This window comes from Tardiphaga sp. 172_B4_N1_3 (genome assembly GCF_052076035.1).
Lineage (GTDB): Bacteria > Pseudomonadota > Alphaproteobacteria > Rhizobiales > Xanthobacteraceae > Tardiphaga > Tardiphaga robiniae.
Window position 1 is genome coordinate 1241544 of sequence record NZ_CP197238.1, and the last position, 18119, is coordinate 1259662.

The following is an 18119-nucleotide window of genomic DNA, read 5'->3' on the forward strand; positions in this document are numbered from 1 at the left end:
CACAGAATGCCGATCAGGGAGAAACTGAATGCCAAGCGAGCCCGGCGTTGTGCGTCCTGCTTCCACCATCCTCCTGCTGCGCAAGGGTGCAACCGACGCCATCGACGTCTTCATGATGGTGCGGCACTATCAGATCGAATTCGCATCTGGTGCGCTGGTGTTTCCAGGCGGCAGCGTCGATGCCGGAGATCGCGAGATCGGCACACGGCCCGAACTCTATAGCGGCGGTGACGGCCTCGATCCCGATGCGCTGGCTTTCAAGATCGCCGCGATCCGCGAGACTTTCGAGGAAAGCCGCATCCTGCTGGCGCGACCGCGCGGCTCTAACGACCTGATCGCCGCGATGAAGGCGAGCGCCATCGCCGATCAGCATCGCGACGCGCTGAACGAGGGCAAGGTCAAATTCGCCGATATCATCGCCGAGAACGATCTCGAACTCGCGCTCGATCTGCTCGTGCCCTATGCGCACTGGATCACGCCGGAGGGCATGAAGAAGCGGTTCGACACCTGGTTCTTCCTCGCCGAGGCGCCGCCTGAACAGGTCGGCATGCATGACGGCAAGGAGTCCACGGACTCGATCTGGCTGTCGCCGCGCGAAGCATTGGAGGGCGGGGCGTCCGGCCGTTTCACCTTGCCGTTCCCGACCACGCGCAATCTGATCAAGCTCGGCAAGCAACCCAGCGTCGCGGGGGCACTCGACGATGCCAACCGCAGCACCATCGTCAGCGTGACGCCAATCGTCACCAAGGATGGTGACAAGCGCCAGCTGCGAATCCCGCTTGAGGCGGGCTACGACGGCGAGGTGTTCGAACTCACCGGCGCGCCATAGCGCGCTGGTCTATCCCGCTTTGGCTTGCGGCGCCGCTGCGGGATTCTCCCAGAATGGCCGCCGCAACTCGCGTTTCAGCACCTTACCCGCACCCGACAGCGGGAACGGTTCGCTGCGCACGTCCACGCTGCGCGGGCACTTGTAGCCGGCGATCTTCTCCTTGCAGAAGGCGATGATCTCGGCGGCATTGACACCCGCACCGGGTTTCGGAATGACGAAGGCATGCACGGTCTCGCCCCATTGCGGGTCGGGAATGCCGATCACGGCGCATTGCGCCACGGCCGGATGTTGTGCGACGACGTTCTCGACCTCGGTGGAGTAGACGTTCTCGCCGCCGGAGATGATCATGTCCTTCATCCGGTCGACCAGATAAATATAGCCTTCGTCGTCCATGTAGCCGCCGTCGCCTGTGTGCATCCAGCCATCGATCACGGCCTTCGCGGTTTCTTCGGGGCGTTCCCAATAGCCCATCATGACGTTCTGACCGCGGACGGCGACTTCGCCGACCTCGCCATTCGGCACAGGATTGCGATTGGCGTCGACGATGCGCGCCTCGCAGCCGATGGCAGCGCGGCCGCAGGCGCGTTGACGGTTTTTCGCCGCAGCTTCCTCGCCGAAATGTTGATCCCACGGCAGGTGCGTCGCCAGCGGTGACAGTTCGGTCATGCCATAGAGCTGATGGAATTCGGTCCCGGGCATGCCGGCCATCGCGCGCTTCAGGAGCGCATCGTTGATGGGCGAGGCGCCATACATCATGAGCTTCAGAGATGAAAGATCGGCAGTCTGGAATGCGGGGTGATCGACCAGCATCTGGATCATGGTCGGGACGATCAACGTCGCCGATACTTTCTCGCGGGCGATGGTCTGCATCACCAACTCCGGATTGAACATCCGGACGATGACATTGGTGCCGCCAGAGGCCAGCGAGGTGAACATCACGCCGCCATTGGCGACGTGAAACATCGGTGCGGCGTTGAGATAGACCGAGCCGTAAGGCAGCAGGCCTTCGCTCATCATGTGCAGCGAGTTGCTCATGATATTGCCGTGGCTCAGCATCACGCCTTTGGAACGGCCTGTGGTGCCGCCAGTGTAAAAGATACCCGCGAGATCCTCGCGTGTCCGCATCGCATCCAGCACGGGCTCTGTCGATTGGACCAGCTCATCGTAGTTGTGCGCTTCCGCGGGACCTTTTTCGTCGTCCGCATAGACCAGCGTGAGCGGCATGGCCTTGGCGAGTTCGACGCCCATGGCGGCGAAGACGCTGTCGACGACAAGCGCCGTGGCACGGCAGTCGAGCAGGGAGTCGAGAATTTCGGCCTGGCTCCAGCGCACATTGGTCGGCACGATCACAGCGCCGGCCCAAGCGATACCCAGATAGAGTTCGAGATAGCGGTCGGAGTTCAGCATCAGCACCGCCACGCGGTCGCCATGCTTGACGCCAAGCTTTTGCAGCGCACCGGCGAGCCGCGCGACGCGGTCTCCAACCTCGCGCCATGTCCGGCGGCGATCGCCGTCGACAGTAGCTATTGTCTGCGGGCTGGTTTGCAGCGCACGGCGCAAGCCCTGCGTGATGTTCATGGCGTTTCCCCTCGATACTGCGGATGCTGTGCGCATCTCTGTCGTGCGATCATAACGATAGGTGAGGGGCGGGCAAGCGCGGTTGATCGCTTATATCTCACCAGATGGTTCAAAGGATCTCCGCGATCTTTGCGATGCAAAACACGTCAGAGAAAAATCTGGAACTGTTCTCATCTGTTGACGATTCAACTCCTGCGCGTAACATCGCGACAGGCCCGCCAGAGGCCATTGGGAGTGAAATGCATGAGACAGCTTGCTCGTCGGGGCGCGTCTTCGCGTCCATTTTTCAACGGGACACTCAACTCACATACAATACTGCACCGTTGGCTCCGAACATCCATCGCAGCAGCGCTTGGCGCGACGTTGTTAGGCGGTGCCGCCAACGCACAGACGAAGGGCACACCGGATCATATCAAAGCGGTTACATCGGCAATCGATAGTGCATCGATCACGGCCAATACGGCGACGTCCAAGGATTGGCCGACTTACGGCCTCGATTATGCCGAGACGCGCTTCAGCAAGCTCAATCAGATCACGGCCGAGAACGTCAAAGATATCGGCCTGATGTGGACCTACAATCTGGAATCCATCCGCGGCGTCGAAGCGACGCCGCTTGTGGTGGACGGCATCATGTATGTGTCGGCGCCATGGAGCGTGGTGCATGCCGTCGATACCCGGACCGGCAAGCGGCTATGGACCTTCGATCCCGGCGTAGATCGCGAGAAGGGCTATCGTGGCTGCTGCGATGTCGTGAATCGCGGCGTCGCGCTCTACAAGGGCAAGGTGTTCGTGGGGGCTTATGACGGCCGGCTGGTCGCACTGGATGCCGCGACCGGCACGAAGGTCTGGGAGAAGGACACGGTCATCGACCGCAAGATGTCCTATACGATCACCGGCGCGCCGCGCGTGTTCAACGGCAAGGTCGTGATCGGCAATGGGGGCGCCGAATATGGCGTGCGCGGCTATGTCACGGCCTATGACGCTGAAACCGGCAATCAGGCATGGCGCTGGTTTACGGTGCCCGGCGATCCGGCCAAACCATTCGAGGACGACTCGATGGCTGCCGCGGCGAAGACCTGGGATCCTGCCGGCAAATACTGGGTCAATGGCGGCGGTGGATCGGCCTGGGATACGATCACCTTCGATCCCGACCTGAACATGGTCTATATCGGCACCGGCAACGGCTCGCCCTGGAATCGTAATCTGCGCAGTCCGGGAGGCGGCGATAATCTCTATCTCGGCTCCATCGTCGCGCTGAATGCCGATACCGGGAAATATCTCTGGCACTATCAGGAAACGCCCGGCGATAACTGGGACTATACCTCGACGCAGCCGATGATCCTGGCCGATCTCACCATCGACGGCGCACCGCGCAAGGTGGTGCTGCACGCGCCGAAGAATGGCTTCTTCTTCGTCATCGATCGCACCAACGGCAAGTTCATCTCTGCCAAGAACTTTGTCGATGTAAACTGGGCCACCGGCTACGACGCCAGCGGAAGACCGATCGAGGTGCCGGAAGCCCGCTCGCCGGACAAATCCTTCGACAGCATTCCCGGACCGTTCGGTGCCCATAACTGGCATCCGATGTCGTTCAATCCACAAACCGGTCTGGTCTATCTGCCGGCGCAGGGCGTGCCTTTGAACCTCACGGGCGAGAAGACACTGGTGCAGAATGCGCAGGGCTCGAACAAGTTTGGCGGCACCACGGGCTGGAATGTCGGTTTCTCGCTCAATGCCGAGCCGCCGAAGAACCCGCCATTCGGTCGCCTGATCGCGTGGGATCCGGTGAAGCAGAAAGAAGTATGGCGCGCTGAATACATCGCGCCCTGGAATGGCGGTACGCTCACGACGGCCGGCAATCTCGTGTTCCAAGGGACCGCGGACGGCCGGTTCATCGCCTACAATGCCAAGACCGGCGAGAAGCTCTGGGAAACGCCGGTTGGCACCGGCGTGGTGGCTGCACCTGCGACCTATATGGTCGATGGCGTGCAATACGTCTCGGTGGCGGTTGGATGGGGCGGCGTATTCGGGATCACCCAGCGCGCGACGGATCGTGAGGCGCCCGGCACGGTCTACACCTTTGCCATTGGCGGCAAGGCGCCGTTGCCAGCCTTTACCAAGTACCAGATCGGCAATCTGCTGACCGGGGTCAAATACGATCCCGCTCACGTGCCGGAGGGGACTTCGATCTACGTTAATGCCTGTGCGACCTGCCACGGCGTGCCCGGCGTGGATAAGGGCGGCAATGTGCCCAACCTGGGCTATGTCCCTACCGAGACCATCACCAACCTGAAGGACATCGTGTTCAACGGGCCATTCAAGGACAAGGGCATGCCTGATTTTACCGGCAAGCTCACCGAAGCGGATGTGGTCAAGATCCAGGCCTTCATCCAGGGCACGGCCGACGCGATTAGGCCGAAATAAACACCATGCTGGACGGTTCGGCCCGATCGGGCCGTCCAGCATGTTCCCCCGGCGGCTGAAGTCGGGATATATTGGGACGCTCTGAAGTCCGGTCCCACAACCATGTCCTCTGCCATTGCGGCATTCTTTCAGCGGGTCCGATCGTCCTCGCTCTCGATCGGCCAGCTGACTTTCAGCGGGTTCCTGCTGGTGTTGACGGTGATCCTGATCACCAGCATCGCCAGCGTGGTTGCGATCCGTCATATTGACAATACCTTCGCCGAGCTTGAGCGGCTGCAGAGCGTCGGCGATCTGGCCGAAAACATCGACCGCCGCCTGATCAGCCTGCGGCTGGCAGCACGCGATTTCGTCACCGATCCCGACGCACAGCCGGAAAAGGTCTCGCAGGCTGCCACGGCGCTCGGCGATCTCCTGAAGAAGACCCGGATCGAGCTTGCGCCCGAGCAGCGCGACATGATCGACGGTGTCGACGCGCGGTTGACCAAGTACCGCGAAGGGATTGAGCGCGTCTCATCGCTGATCGCACGTCGCTCCGCTATGCTGGCGACGCTCCCGCCGCTCCGCGAGCAATTCGAGAACGCCGTTCCGGATGTGACGAATTCAAATGCCGCCAAAGCCATGTTCCGGGCGCAGAACGAGATCGCGGCGGCTTTGCTGGCGCGCGATCCGATCGGAGCCGAGCAGGCCGCCCAGCGCATGCGTGCGCTGCCGATCAGCACGCCCGCGCTTCGTGCGGCCGCCGATGCCTACACCGATGCAATCATTTCGATCTCGGAAACCGAGAGCGAGATCGCCGATCTCGACAGGGATGTGCTTGGCGCCGAAGGCCGATTAATCGGGCGGGTGACCGAATTGTTGCGCGAGCTTAGCGCCCGCCGTGGCCGGGTGCTGTCGCGTGAGTTCGCGCGCACGCTGACTGAGGCAAGATGGCAAAGCATCATCCTTGGCACGGCGGGCGTTCTGGTTGGGCTGCTCGCGGCACTGTTCGTCGTGCGGCGGATCGTGAAGCCGCTGAAGGCGATTGCCAAGTCGATCCGTGCGCTAGCTGGTGGCGCCAAGCACACGCCGATCCCAGCCATGGATCTGGAGAATGAAATCGGTGACATCGCGCGCGCCGCGGAGGTGTTCCGCAAGACGCTGGTCGATGCCGATGCCGCGCGCGAGGCGGCCTTGCATGCGTTGGCCGAGCAGAGGCTGGCGGAAGAGAGTTATCGCAAGCTGTTTGAAGGATCCGTCGACGGCATCTATGTGACGACGCCGGCAGGTGCGCTGCTCAATGCCAATCCGGCACTGGCGCGGATGATGGGGTATGATTCACCGGAAGACCTGATCCGCGCCACGCTGGATATCTCGCGCAACATCTATGTCGATCCCGCGGCGCGCGCCGAGTATCAGCAGCGCATGGCAAGCGACGGAATGGTGCGCGAATTCGAGTATCAGGTCCGTCAACGGCACGACACGGTCCTCTGGCTGTCCGACAGCGCCACGGCGGTCCGCGACGAGAATGGCGAGGTTGTGCGCTATGAGGGAACAGTTCGCGACATCACCAACCAGAAACATGCCGAAGCCGCGATCAGGGAAGGTCGCAGGTTGCTGCAGCAGGTCATCGATACCGTTCCTGCCGTCATCAACGTAAAAGACACCGATCTGCGATACGTCTTGATGAACCGGTATATGGCGGGGATTTTCGGCATCGAGCCCGGTGAGGCGATTGGGAAAACCACTGGCGAGTTGATGCTGCGCTTTGGCGCGTCGAAGACCGACTCGCCTGACAAGATGGTGCTGGCGACCAGGAAGGGCCTTGGTTTCTACGAGGAAGAGTACAAGGACGCTGTCGGTGTGATGCGGCAGTGGCTGGTCAACAAGCTGCCTTTGCTGACGACCGATGGTGATATCCAGAACATCGTGACCGTGGCGCTCGATATCGGCCAGCGCAAGCGCAGCGAGCAGGAGATGCTCAAGGCCAAGGACGCCGCCGAAACGGCGCTACGCAATCTGCGTGAGACGCAGAATTCGCTGATCGAGGCGGAGAAGCTCGCGGCGCTTGGGCGGCTGGTTGCCGGCGTGGCCCATGAGGTCAACAATCCAGTGGGCATCAGCCTGACCGTGGCGTCATCGCTGGAACGCAAGATCGCGCTGTTCGGCGAGGAGGTTGCGCGCGGCGAGCTGCGCCGCTCGACCCTGACTGAATTCATCGAGTCCAACCGCGACGCGGCGGCACAATTGGTCGCCAATCTCAATCGCGCGGCTGAGTTGATCCAGTCGTTCAAGCAGGTTTCCGCTGACCGCAATTACTCGGACCAGCGCGTCTTTGATCTCGCCGATCTCACCGAGCAGGTGGTGATGAGTTTGAAGCCAGGATTACGGAAACAGAAGCTGGCGCTTTCGGTCGACTGCAAGCCGGGATTGACGATGAACAGCTATCCGGGTCCGTATGGTCAGGTGCTGACCAATCTGTTCCTCAATTCCGTCGCTCATGCATTTCCCGATGGCAATGGTGGCTCGGTCGAGATCAAGGTGCAGGAAGCCGGCAACGATCATGTGGAAATTCTTTTCGCGGATAACGGCGTCGGCATGAGCCCTGAGGTCCGGCGGCGTGCTTTCGACCCGTTCTTCACGACGCGCCGGGATCAGGGTGGCACAGGCCTGGGCCTGCACATCGTCTACAGCATCGTCACCAGCCGCCTCGGTGGTCGTCTGCATCTGCAGTCCGATCCGGGGCAGGGAACGCGCATCCAGATCATCCTGCCGCGCGTCGCGCCGCTGGAGATGGCTGCGGAATAGCGGACGCTGCTACTGCTGAAATTCCGCAAGCTTGCGCAGTGTCGCGCGGAATATCTGGCTGTGCTTGCCGACGAGCGCTGTGCCGTTCATCGTCGCCGACGTATCCGTGAAAGTACCCGACAGACCGATGCCGACCGGTTGGCTCTGGCCACCGAACAGTGGACTCATGTCAGGGCTGGGCGTGTGCTGCATGACGGAAACTTCGCCCTTGAAGGTGCCGGCTTCCTTGTTGAGAACATAGGTGCCGACGTAGAACAGGTACGCGTCGCCGCCGAGCAGTTCGCCTTCGCGAAAGGTTACAACACCGCTGCCCTTGCCTGAACGCCCGTCGAGAAGCTCGACATGGATCGAGTAGAGTCCATTCTTCATAATAGCCCGATGGCGCAAACCCGTCCCTTGGTTGCGCAATCAGAAGTATTGCAAAGACCGTATACCAACGTCAACGCATTCGCGGGCGCTGTTGGTGCACGAGCGAAAGACCGAGTGACGCAGGTGCGCTCGCTTGCCGCCTTGGCACTTCGCGACGAGGGCGTTCTTAAATACCTCTGCCATTGAAGTTATCACCACAAATTCGCTGCAGTGCGAAGAGAGCCTGCCGGTGCTAATGGAGAATCGCCTATCGTTTGATTGGGCGTCTGTCGCGAAGTTGAAGCGCAGCCGTTCTTCGATAGTCGTATGATGCGCTTTGCGTGAGTGACTACGGAAGAGGCGGGTACTTTGCCCGCGACAAACCTGAACATCATTGTGCCGGCCGGGGGCTGGAGCAAGCAAATGAGCGACTGGATGACTTCCGGCGCCGACGCGCCGTGTTCGCCAACTACTATCTCTCACGATCGACGCGTCCGGCGTCGTGCAGGCTGGCTGAAGCTGGGAGCGCCGACCTTGTGTGTTGCGGCTCTGTTATCAGTGCCGCTGATGCAATCGGTCGCTGCGCGCGATCGCGGACAATTCGCCAACACCAGCCCCGATCTGAAGGCGTGGTTCGATAGTCTGCGCAGCGGCAAGGGGCCGTGTTGTTCCGATGCCGATGGCAGTGCGGTCAGCGATGTGGATTGGGAATCCAACAGCGGGCACTACAAGGTGCGGATCGACGGGGCATGGCTCGACGTGCCCGATGAGGCTGTCATCACGGTGCCGAACCGCGTGGGTCGCACCATGGTGTGGCCGATACAGGGTTCGTCCGGCACAGTGATCCGTTGTTTCATGCCAGGAAGTATGACGTAGCTGGTCACAACGCCCGGCGGACCGATGCGAGCGCGGCGATCAGCGAGATCGCCGCGAGGACAATGACCGCGGCGCCATAGATATCGAGCGTGAGCGGCAGGCCGAGCGTCGGGATCGCCAAGCCTGCGACGATAGTCGGCAGGCTGAAGGCGAGATAGCAGATAATGAAAATTACGGAGAGCAATCCAGCGCGTTCATGCGCGGGGACAAGCGGCACAACGGTCCGGATGCTACCGAAGAATCCGGCGCCGAAGCCAAAGCCGGCGATGACCGTGCCGACCAATAGTTGTGGGACGCTTTGTGTGTAGACCCCGTCCAGCGTGATCAGCACGCCGAGAATGAGACACGCCATGCTGCGGATCAGAATGGTGGTGCCAGGCCATTTGCGCGCCACCAGCATCGAGGCGGCACCGCTCAAGGTCAGCGCCGTCACGGCGAGTCCACCAAGGAGAGGCGAATTCGATCCCGTGATGAGCCGGAGCAGCGAGGGCATCAGCGATAGATAGAACCCGCCCAACGCCCAGACGGCAATGTTGCCCGGCGAGACCAGGGTCAAGGGTTGTCGCACGTGAGGCGGTACGGTCACGATCGGTCGGAGTGATGCCCATGCACCGGATCGACGGGCGACCGTTTCCGGCATCCACCACAGCAGAATGGCTTGTATGAGCGTTACTGCGAGGAGCAGCAGATAGACCAGTTGGGTCGGCATTGGCGCGTAGCTGACGAGCACACCGGATAGCAACGCGCCGATCCCTGTGCCCGTTACGGGCGTCAGGCTGTTCATCAACGATCCGTGCGCACGATTCAGATCGAGCATGGCAGCACCGATGGTGCCGAAGGCAATGCCGGTCGCAAATCCCTGAATGGTGCGGGCAGTGATCAGTGCCACGACGGAATCTGCGGTAATGAAAACCAGGAGTGCCACGACATTCAGGATCAGCGCCGAGAACATCACGGGCCGGCGGCCGATATAATCCGACAATCCCCCGACCGTCAGCAGTGCCACCAGCAGACTGAGCGCATAGGCGGAGAACACCGTCGTAACCATGACCGGCGAGAGGTGCCAGTGGTCCTGATAGATCCGGTAGAGTGGTGTCGGTGCGCTGGCGAACATGGCGACAGTGCCGAGCGTTGCGATCTGAAAAATAATGGCAGCGCGACGCGTCATCACGCCTTTCGGCCGGGCGTCGAGATTGCTGGACATCGGGGAAGAGACCTAATGGACAAGGTGGGGCAAGCCCAATGGTCGCTTCCGTCCTTGATTGATTTTACCGCTGTCCAATGCTTGCTCAGGTGATGCGCGGAGCAACAGCAGAGAAAGATGATGCATGCATGGCCAAGCCTTCACAACGGCGGCTGGCTCGCGCGCCCTGTGCGAGATTGCATGGCTCGTCTGGATCGCGCCCCTTAACACGGCGCGAATCTTTCCTATACTCAGGCTGTCACGAACAATGAAAGGAGGTGGTCCAGTGTCTAATTCCAAGCGCTGTCACCTCGCTGAGGCCGCCCGCTAAGCTCACTCTTTGAGCTTCGGAAGGGCGTCTCGGCGCCTGGTTCAGCGAGAACAGGGAAGGGGCGCGCCGAGTGATCGGTGCGCCCTTTCTTCTGAGCGCAAACCTGTCGCGCCGTGAAACATGACGCTTGATCTGCTGGTCATCCGTGACAATCTATTAGACGTTGCTTGTGTCCGGAGTAGCAGCAATGCCGGGAACACCGCGCGATCTGGCGGAGAGAATGGCCGCGCGCCAGCAGCGGCGTGCCCTTGATGACGGCTATGTGCGCGAGAGCTTCACACAGCCACGCGAAAACGCCCGCAAGACGGCGCGGGCGTTTCTGGATCGGTTCCCGAAGCAAGCCTACATGAGCGAAGTTGAGCGCTGGCGCGAGCTGCCAGACGGCGACATTGAATTTACGATGCGGCGGCTGCGGACCGCTGATTGAGCTGACAGGCGGCAATCATCTGGCTGATGTCGTGCTCGCTCTTGCCTGTAGCGGCCGATTTCTCGACTGGATCGGCAGCACATGCGTGGATCGCATAGCCGATATCGAGAAGACGACGCGGCGGATCTTCCTCGCCCAGGCCGACCTCCGTCACCAAGCCACTCTCGACGGCGTGCCGCCAGACATCGGATTTGTTGGGGAAGGCCTTACTGACTTTGACCGAATTTGAAAACAGCGCGTAGGGCATGCGGCAACCTCCGTGATGAGGCGATAACGCGGAATATGGCATCTGGTTGCGCTGCAGCAAGCCCCACTTTCGTTGCCCACGAGGTCGTGATGATCGGTCGGCCGTCAGTCCCGCTGGGTAATCCGCAATTCCAGCAGCGCCATGGTCTGGAGCATCGTGGGATCGCGTTCACCCTCGCTTGTGGTGCGCAGGATGCTTTCGGCGATGGATTGCACGTGAGCGGAGTTGACGGGATGCGGCAGCGTTGAAACAGCCCCGTCCAGCGCTTGTTTCATCACTGAGATTGTGTCTGGCGGAAACGCGGCATGGGAAAAATTCTTCACGGTGGCTCCCGGGTTCAAACGGATAAACGCACCCAACTGTTCACGGGACAACAAGAGTTCGGGCGCGCGAATGTTCCTGCCGCAAAGTTGGGCAGATCCGTGGAGGGGCGTCAGCGCTGCGTGTCGGGTGCCAGGTTCCGGAAACGGTCGCAGGGATGTCAGGATTCGGTGTCAGCCGGCCGAGCGGCTTTCTTCTTGGCGCCCTGTCGCAGAAATGTCGCGCCGATTTCCTCGCCATTGACCCAGGCTAGCTCGCAGCGACGGAACGCCAGTCCTGTGGACGACAGCAGCAGGAAGAATTCCTTGAGATTGATGCCCTCAATCGAACTCTCGACGATAAGGCGTGCGCCCGTCTCGGACACGTCCATGATGCGGCAACTGCGGCGCCATGTGCCGTCAATGGCCATGAGCCAGACAGGGAAACCGCGCTCGAACGCGACGCGGCCAGCATTTGGTTTTTCAGGGGTCATCGACGCTTCCTTGGCGCCGGGGATTTTAAATTGGATGGTGGTAACGGCTGGTAAATGCCGCTGACGGCAGGCTTTGCGGTTCAGCACGCCATCGAGATGCTGTTTTGAATGAGCGCCGCGGCGCACAGCCTTATTCGGTTGAATCGCGCAACCGCAACGACGGGTTTCAGACGCGGTGGTTGTGGAGGTGCGCGTTAACGGAATGGTTACAAGCTGGTGCAATGTAAAGTGGAATCCATGGCTTGTTGAAGGGCCTCGGCGGAGCACGTTACTGCATGAACACGCCAGCTGCCCTGATATCTGCCGGCGTGGGTGCAGCGTTTTTTGCGGCCGCATCCGTGTTCTATTATCAGCCGTCCTTCATTCGGCCCGACTATGCGCTGGATGCCATCCTGACAACCAATAACTCGAAGGCGCGTGCTGCAGTCACGCGACTCTTGCTCAATCCGTCATCTGCGCAATTCGATGGCTTGCGGTCGGTCCAGGTCGATAACAGGAAATATGTTTGCGGCAGCGTGAACGCCAAGGACAAATCGGGAGCTTACACCGGGCATCGAGCTTTCGTTTACACGGTCGCTATCGACTTTGCGCGTATCGACGACGATGGAGAGATCGCGCAACGGCACGATGCGTACAAGGCCTGCCCGGTCTCTGAAGAAGAAGAGAAGCTGGCTCAACAGAAGATCGGCATATCACCCAGTGCGCTCCAGGCGATCAAGCTGGTTCAAAAGACGCTGCCGACAGCCGATCCGTCAGTGCTTACGGATATGGCGTCGCAACTATCACCTGCGGGCAGTGGACCGGCCGGGACGACCGAGCAGCAACTCGGACGTCTGGCAGGCCAACCCGGCTCGGGTGGGCAGCAATCGGGAAATCAGACATTCAAAACCACGCCCGGCCCCGAATCCAACTGGCGTGCCGACAAGCCGCCGACCGCGTGGCCAGTCTTTCCGCCGGACCACGTGTTGGCAAAGCCTGTGCAGAAACGGACGAATGCCGAGGCGTTGGTGCTGGCAAAATCGGTTGAAGATCTCTGGGCGAAGTCCAAAGCGGGAACCTCATCTCAGCGACCTTCGCCGGACGAAATTCGGGAAGTCCTCCGGGCTTTGATGGCCATCGATGCCAAGAGTGCCGAGTTCCCCCAAGCTTGGGCGGCATTCGTGCGGCTGCGGACGATCGAGCGCGAAGCGAGCGCCTAGTCTCTGGAAAAGCCGAATGGACACAGGCGTTTAAGGGCACCTGTGATGGTGCACTCGGAGCGATTCGAACGCCCGACCCTCGGAATCGAAATCCGATGCTCTATCCAGCTGAGCTACGAGTGCGACGGCGGCACCATAGCGGCGAAAGTCGCAAAAGCTAGCCCCGCGATGGGGAGCGCAGCGGTTTTGCCTAACGTCGGGGAGGCTGCTCGCTATAGTCTGCCTTCATGAATCAAGGCCGACTCAAATCCGGTCCGGTGGATTTCGTCCTGTCCGGGTGGCTACCGACTGCGCTGCTTCTGATCGTGACCTTAGTGGTCGGTCCCGCGCTGGGCGGATTGTCGCGTCCGCTCTTCGTGGTCGGCTGCGCCGCTGCTGGCTGGCTGGCCTGGCAACGCAGCACCGCGGCCCATATCCAGTCGGCCATCCTGCTGTTTGCCTTCGCACCATTCGTGCGGCGCGTGGTCGATGTGTCGGTCGGCTACGACGCGGCCAGCATTATGCTGATCGGGCCGCTGTTGTTCATCCTGACGCCGTTACCGAGCCTGTGGACGCTGCTGTCGTCCCGCGAGCAGTTGCGCGATCCCTGGCTGATCGCGCCGGCTATCGTGCTGGCCTGCATCGCTTACGGTGCCATGCTGTCGGTTTTTCAGAATGACTGGATGAGCGCTGCGACAGGTGCGTTGAAGTGGGCGGCGCCCGTGCTTTACGGCATCGCTCTGCAGCAGCGCGCAAAGTCCGATGGCGAACTCGTCAATGCCATGGCGCGTATCTTTCTGGTGGTGCTGCCGCTGACGGGTCTCTACGGCATCTGGCAATATGTCGATCCGCCGAGTTGGGATCGGTTCTGGATGAACTACGCCTCGATTCTGTCGGCAGGGTATCCGCTGCCCTATATGGTGCGCGTCTTCAGCACGATGAACGGGCCCGCCACTTACGCGACCTTCACCGCAACGGGACTGCTGTTGCTGGGCTTTCTGAGACCCGGCTGGCAGTCTCTGATTGCCCTGGCGCCCGCGGCACTGGGCCTGTTGCTGTCGCTGTATCGGACCGGCTGGATCGCGCTCGCGCTGGCCGTGGTGTTCTGCATGGTGTTTCAATCCACACGGCGGCGGGCGCTTGCGACCGGACTTGGCATCGTCGGCGCAGCCATGGCGGCGGTCCTGTTCACGCCCTTCGGCGATGTGATCACCGAGCGGCTGCAGTCGCTCGGCAGCGGTTCCGAGGATGGCAGCGGCAACGAGCGTCTCGAAGAATTCGTGACGCTGTGGAATACGCCTGACAGCATGGTGGTGGGATCTGGCTTCAGCTTCACCGATATCGGTGTTGCGGGCACCATGCCGGTCGATGGCCAGATCATTGCGAGCTGGCTCACGCTTGGCATTCCCGTCGGACTGCTCTGTCTGGCAGCCTATATCTGGGTCGGGGTCTGGAGCACGTCTGCGGCATGGCGGATGCCGACCAAAGAAGGCGTGGTGCTCGGTGCTCTGTCGCTCGGCGGCATTCTGATTCACTTGCCCCTGACCAGTATCTCGTCAGGTGAGATATCCGCTCTGTTCTGGATGATCTTCGCGATGGCCTGTCCGCACGACCAGACTGTCAGATCTGCCGAGGATGCTGCGATGCCCCTGGAGCAGGCGCGGACCGGCAGAGTTTAGTCCGATCGGGCCGCCTGGCTGACAAGCGGAGCGGGTGCAGGTTTGCGCCTCGGCAGTGACGCCAGCCCGAGTGGTGCCAGCAGGTTCAGCCGCTGCAGCACGACATGGGCTATCATGGGCAAGATCACGCCGGCAGCGGTGCCTGCGAGGAGATAGATCCACGGCATTGGCGGTACGTGCAGCATCTGCATGATGATCCGTGTTCCGGATCCCGCCATGATGTGCAGCACATAGATCGTCATGGACATCACGCCGACCAGCGCCAGCCAGCGGTGCCTTGTTTCGTCGAGTAATTTGCAAAGCAGCACCACGCTGGTGATGCCGAGGATACATGCCGGAAGCGATGCTATGCCATTTGCGTCGAAGCCGGAGAGCTGTCCTCCAACGGCAACCGCCGCAGTGAAAGCGGTGGCGATCACGGTCAACATGGTCCAGCCCGTTCTCCCACGAGGCTGCCACGCCATCACGATGCGGGTTGCATAGAGACCTGCGACGTAGAACGGCAGGTGATGCATGGTGAGCGCAAGATCGGGGCGGATCGGCAACAGCATGAATACGATCAGGCCAGCGAGCGCGACGGCAATCATGATGATGCGATTGGGAATGAGCACGGCCAGTACGTGGCAGATCATCAGCGCATATAGAAACCAGAATTGCGCCATCGGCCGATACCAGATCGCCGCGAGGTCGCTGGTGGTGATCGGAATATTCGCATTGCTTGATATCAGCATGATCACGCTGCCCTGGATCAGCGACCAAAGCACATAGGGATAGGCGATCGTCCATGCCTTGCTGGCGAGGAACGGCCGAACGCCGCGTGTGAGGCTGTGCTGTACGTTCAGGCCCGCGAGAAAGAAGAACAGCGGCATGTGGAACGTGTAGAGCGTATAGCTCATCCACTGCGCGACCGGTCCGTCAGGAAACAGATGTGGCGGTATCAGACCGCCGAGTACGTGGCCATAGACCACGAGAATGACGCCTATACCGCGTGCAAAATCAATCCAGACCTGACGCGTGCGATCGGTCTGAGATCTTGGTGCTTCTGCATCTTCGGCTGGCGATAGTTGCATCGTAGGACATCGCTGGTTCTGAATATCTGGATCAGCAAGACAACATACGCCGAGAGCCGTACACCATCGTTAACGCCGATCCATGAAATGGCGGTCGGGCGTTCATAGGTGCTTTTCTGGAAAACAGGCTTGATTTATCGGCCATTTCGGTGCCCATCTGCGCCGACAAGCTGTCGGCAAGCCGTTCTGTGGCCAGTTCGGTCTCTGCCACATGTTCGAGGACTACCTGTGACTGACTACGTTCGCAAAATCCTGGACAGCCGCGTCTACGACGTCGCAATCCAGACGCCGCTGGACCCGATGGTTCGGCTGACCGCGCGCATGGGGAGCCCCGTGCTGCTCAAGCGCGAGGATTTGCAGCCGGTGTTCTCGTTTAAGATTCGTGGCGCGTACAACCGTATTGCGGGGCTGTCTGCGGAGCAGCGCGCGGCCGGCGTGATTTGCGCGTCGGCTGGCAATCATGCGCAGGGCGTGGCGCTGTCGGCGCAGCGGCTCGGGATCAAGGCAACCATCGTGATGCCGGTGACCACGCCGCCGATCAAGATCGATGCTGTCAGATATTGGGGCGGCAATGCCGTGCTGTTCGGCGACACGTTCGACGAAGCAGCGGCGCATGCGCGCAAGCTCGAGGCCGAGCAGAAGCTGACCTTCGTGCATCCCTATGACGATCCCGACGTGATCGCGGGGCAGGGCACCATCGGCATGGAAATCCTGCAGCAGCATCCCGATCCCATCGAGGCGGTGTTCGTGCCGATCGGCGGCGGCGGCCTTGCGGCTGGTGTTGCCTCCTTCATCAAATTCCTGCGCCCGGAGACCAAGGTCATCGGTGTCGAGCCCGTCGATGCCGCATCGATGAAAGCCGCGATAGATGCTGGCGAGCGCGTAGTCCTCAATCGCGTCGGTCTGTTTGCCGACGGCGTGGCCGTGCGCCAGGCCGGCGTCGAAACATTCCGTCTCTGCCGCGAATTGCTCGATGATGTGATCACGGCCGACACCGACGAGATGTGCGCTGCCATCAAGGATATTTTCGAGGATATGCGCGTGATCGCGGAGCCGGCAGGCGCCTTGGCGCTGGCAGGATTGAAGAGCTATGCCGCGAACAATCCCACGCGCACCGGCGCGCTGGTTGCCATCAACAGCGGCGCCAACATGAACTTCGATCGCCTGCGGCACGTCGCAGAGCGTGCCGAGGTCGGTGAAGCGCGTGAGATCCTGCTGGGCGTGACCATTCCGGAGCAGCCCGGCAGCTATCGCCGCTTTATTCAGACCATCGGCAATCACAACATCACCGAGTTCAACTATCGCTATGCCGATGCCAAGGAAGCCAATGTCTTTGTCGGCCTGAAGCTGAGTGGCGCCAAGAACGACAAGGGCGAGCTGATCGGGCAGTTGCAGGCGCTCGGCTACAAGGTGCTGGACATCAGCGCGGACGAAACCGCCAAGCTGCACATCCGCTATATGGTTGGCGGGCGAGCACCGCCGGCTTTGCAGGACGAGGTTATCCTGCGCTTCGAGTTCCCGGAGCGTCCAGGCGCCTTGCTGAAATTCCTCGACCAGATGGGCGCGGACTGGAACATCACGCTGTTCCACTACCGTAACCACGGTGCGGATTACGGCCGGGTACTGGTTGGGATTGAAGTCCCGCAGGCCGACCGGCCGACCCTGACGCAGCGGCTGACCTCGCTCGGCTATCCCTATGAGGACGAAACGCAAAATCCGGTCTACCGGATGTTCCTGAACGGCTAGGCCGGGTGGGCAGAGAGTGAGGCAGGGCCGATTTCTGCCTTTTTTTCGCTCAAAGGCGATGCTTAACGGAATACTAGCACTGTCCGGCCAGAGTCGGGCGGTGTGCTGATGCCGGAAAAGGGCGTTGGCTTGGGGTCCCTTACCGGTTTCATCACGCGATGCGCGTTTCGCTGCTGCCTGTCCTGATGTCCCTGCTGGTGCTGTCCGTGGCTCCGGCCAAGGCAGATTTGCGCATCACCCGCGACCACGGCGGCTATGTCGAGGAATACAAGGCTAAGTATGAGCGCATCCGCGACCGCAAGGAGCGGGTGATCATCGACGGCATCTGCAATTCGGCCTGCACCCTGGTGTTCGGCATCGTGCCGATGAACAAGGTCTGCGTGACTCCGCGCGCCAGCTTGGGCTTCCATCAGGCCTATTACGACAAGGCTTTCACCTTCGGCATGAAGGTGATCAGCTACGAGGGCACCTCGGACCTGATGGCCTATTATCCGCCGCCGGTGAAAGACTGGCTAGCGCGCAACGGCGGTCTCACGCCGGAAATGAAAAAGATCAAGAACGGCATGGATCTCTGGAAGATCGTCGATCCCTGCCCGGAAGAGTTTTTCTAGCTTTCAATCTTCAAT

At 60.9% G+C, this 18119-nt stretch carries 16 protein-coding genes and 1 tRNA gene; 9 read left to right on the forward strand and 8 right to left on the reverse strand.

Annotated elements, in window-relative coordinates:
- Positions 1-28: 28 nt before the first annotated feature.
- Positions 29-829, forward strand: a complete 801-nt coding sequence (locus AB7783_RS05545) for an NUDIX hydrolase (RefSeq protein ID WP_441277066.1) — start codon at positions 29-31, stop codon at positions 827-829.
- A 9-nt stretch (positions 830-838) separates the two neighbouring features.
- Here the strand turns inward: AB7783_RS05545 and AB7783_RS05550 are convergent, their stop codons facing one another.
- Positions 839-2407: a long-chain-fatty-acid--CoA ligase gene (locus tag AB7783_RS05550; protein WP_441277067.1), complete on the reverse strand. Its 1569-nt coding sequence runs from the start codon at positions 2405-2407 to the stop codon at positions 839-841.
- 243 nt (positions 2408-2650) lie between these two features.
- Between AB7783_RS05550 and AB7783_RS05555 the strand changes: the two genes are divergently transcribed.
- On the forward strand, positions 2651-4831 hold the full coding sequence (locus AB7783_RS05555; protein WP_441277068.1) for a PQQ-dependent dehydrogenase, methanol/ethanol family: 2181 nt from the start codon (positions 2651-2653) through the stop codon (positions 4829-4831).
- Between the two features lie 102 nt (positions 4832-4933).
- Positions 4934-7615 carry a PAS domain S-box protein gene (locus tag AB7783_RS05560; protein WP_441277069.1) on the forward strand — a complete coding sequence of 894 codons (2682 nt, stop codon included), beginning with the start codon at positions 4934-4936 and terminating at the stop codon, positions 7613-7615.
- 9 nt (positions 7616-7624) lie between these two features.
- On the opposite strand, the gene AB7783_RS05565 is transcribed toward AB7783_RS05560, so the two are convergent.
- On the reverse strand, positions 7625-7984 hold the full coding sequence (locus tag AB7783_RS05565; protein WP_089267259.1) for a GrlR family regulatory protein: 360 nt from the start codon (positions 7982-7984) through the stop codon (positions 7625-7627).
- A 402-nt stretch (positions 7985-8386) separates the two neighbouring features.
- On the opposite strand from AB7783_RS05565, the gene AB7783_RS05570 reads away from it, so the two are divergent.
- Complete coding sequence (locus AB7783_RS05570; protein WP_441277070.1) at positions 8387-8839, forward strand: hypothetical protein; 453 nt, start codon at positions 8387-8389, stop codon at positions 8837-8839.
- 4 nt (positions 8840-8843) lie between these two features.
- On the opposite strand, the gene AB7783_RS05575 is transcribed toward AB7783_RS05570, so the two are convergent.
- Positions 8844-10043, reverse strand: coding sequence for an MFS transporter (locus AB7783_RS05575; RefSeq protein WP_441277071.1), 1200 nt, complete (start codon positions 10041-10043; stop codon positions 8844-8846).
- A gap of 497 nt (positions 10044-10540) precedes the next feature.
- Here AB7783_RS05575 and AB7783_RS05580 point away from each other — a divergent pair, with 497 nt between their 5' ends.
- Positions 10541-10780: a hypothetical protein gene (locus AB7783_RS05580; RefSeq protein ID WP_441277072.1), complete on the forward strand. Its 240-nt coding sequence runs from the start codon at positions 10541-10543 to the stop codon at positions 10778-10780.
- Here the strand turns inward: AB7783_RS05580 and AB7783_RS05585 are convergent.
- The 3 genes from AB7783_RS05585 to AB7783_RS05595 all read right to left on the reverse strand — a co-directional run bounded on the left by AB7783_RS05585 (position 10749) and on the right by AB7783_RS05595 (position 11820).
- Entirely contained in the window at positions 10749-11027 is a 279-nt protein-coding gene (locus tag AB7783_RS05585) for a hypothetical protein (protein ID WP_441277073.1), read from the reverse strand. The two genes, AB7783_RS05580 and AB7783_RS05585, sit on opposite strands and share 32 nt — an antisense overlap.
- Before the next feature lie 104 nt (positions 11028-11131).
- Positions 11132-11350, reverse strand: a complete 219-nt coding sequence (locus AB7783_RS05590; protein ID WP_093759133.1) for a hypothetical protein — start codon at positions 11348-11350, stop codon at positions 11132-11134.
- A gap of 158 nt (positions 11351-11508) precedes the next feature.
- Positions 11509-11820: a pilus assembly protein PilZ gene (locus tag AB7783_RS05595; RefSeq protein WP_089267262.1), complete on the reverse strand. Its 312-nt coding sequence runs from the start codon at positions 11818-11820 to the stop codon at positions 11509-11511.
- Positions 11821-12095: 275 nt separating this feature from the next.
- On the opposite strand from AB7783_RS05595, the gene AB7783_RS05600 reads away from it, so the two are divergent.
- A complete protein-coding gene (locus AB7783_RS05600; RefSeq protein WP_441277074.1) occupies positions 12096-13019 on the forward strand; it encodes a hypothetical protein in 924 nt (307 codons plus the stop codon).
- A gap of 46 nt (positions 13020-13065) precedes the next feature.
- On the opposite strand, the gene AB7783_RS05605 is transcribed toward AB7783_RS05600, so the two are convergent.
- Positions 13066-13142 (reverse strand) — tRNA-Arg (locus AB7783_RS05605).
- 104 nt (positions 13143-13246) lie between these two features.
- Here AB7783_RS05605 and AB7783_RS05610 point away from each other — a divergent pair.
- Positions 13247-14677 carry an O-antigen ligase family protein gene (locus AB7783_RS05610; RefSeq protein WP_199712069.1) on the forward strand — a complete coding sequence of 477 codons (1431 nt, stop codon included), beginning with the start codon at positions 13247-13249 and terminating at the stop codon, positions 14675-14677.
- On the opposite strand, the gene AB7783_RS05615 is transcribed toward AB7783_RS05610, so the two are convergent.
- On the reverse strand, positions 14674-15747 hold the full coding sequence (locus tag AB7783_RS05615) for an acyltransferase family protein (protein WP_441277075.1): 1074 nt from the start codon (positions 15745-15747) through the stop codon (positions 14674-14676). The genes AB7783_RS05610 and AB7783_RS05615 overlap by 4 nt on opposite strands.
- A 228-nt stretch (positions 15748-15975) precedes the next feature.
- Here AB7783_RS05615 and ilvA point away from each other — a divergent pair, with 228 nt between their 5' ends.
- Positions 15976-17493 carry a threonine ammonia-lyase, biosynthetic gene (ilvA, locus tag AB7783_RS05620; protein ID WP_441277076.1) on the forward strand — a complete coding sequence of 506 codons (1518 nt, stop codon included), beginning with the start codon at positions 15976-15978 and terminating at the stop codon, positions 17491-17493.
- A 158-nt stretch (positions 17494-17651) separates the two neighbouring features.
- A complete protein-coding gene (locus AB7783_RS05625) occupies positions 17652-18104 on the forward strand; it encodes a hypothetical protein (protein WP_441277077.1) in 453 nt (150 codons plus the stop codon).
- Positions 18105-18119 lie beyond the last annotated feature (15 nt).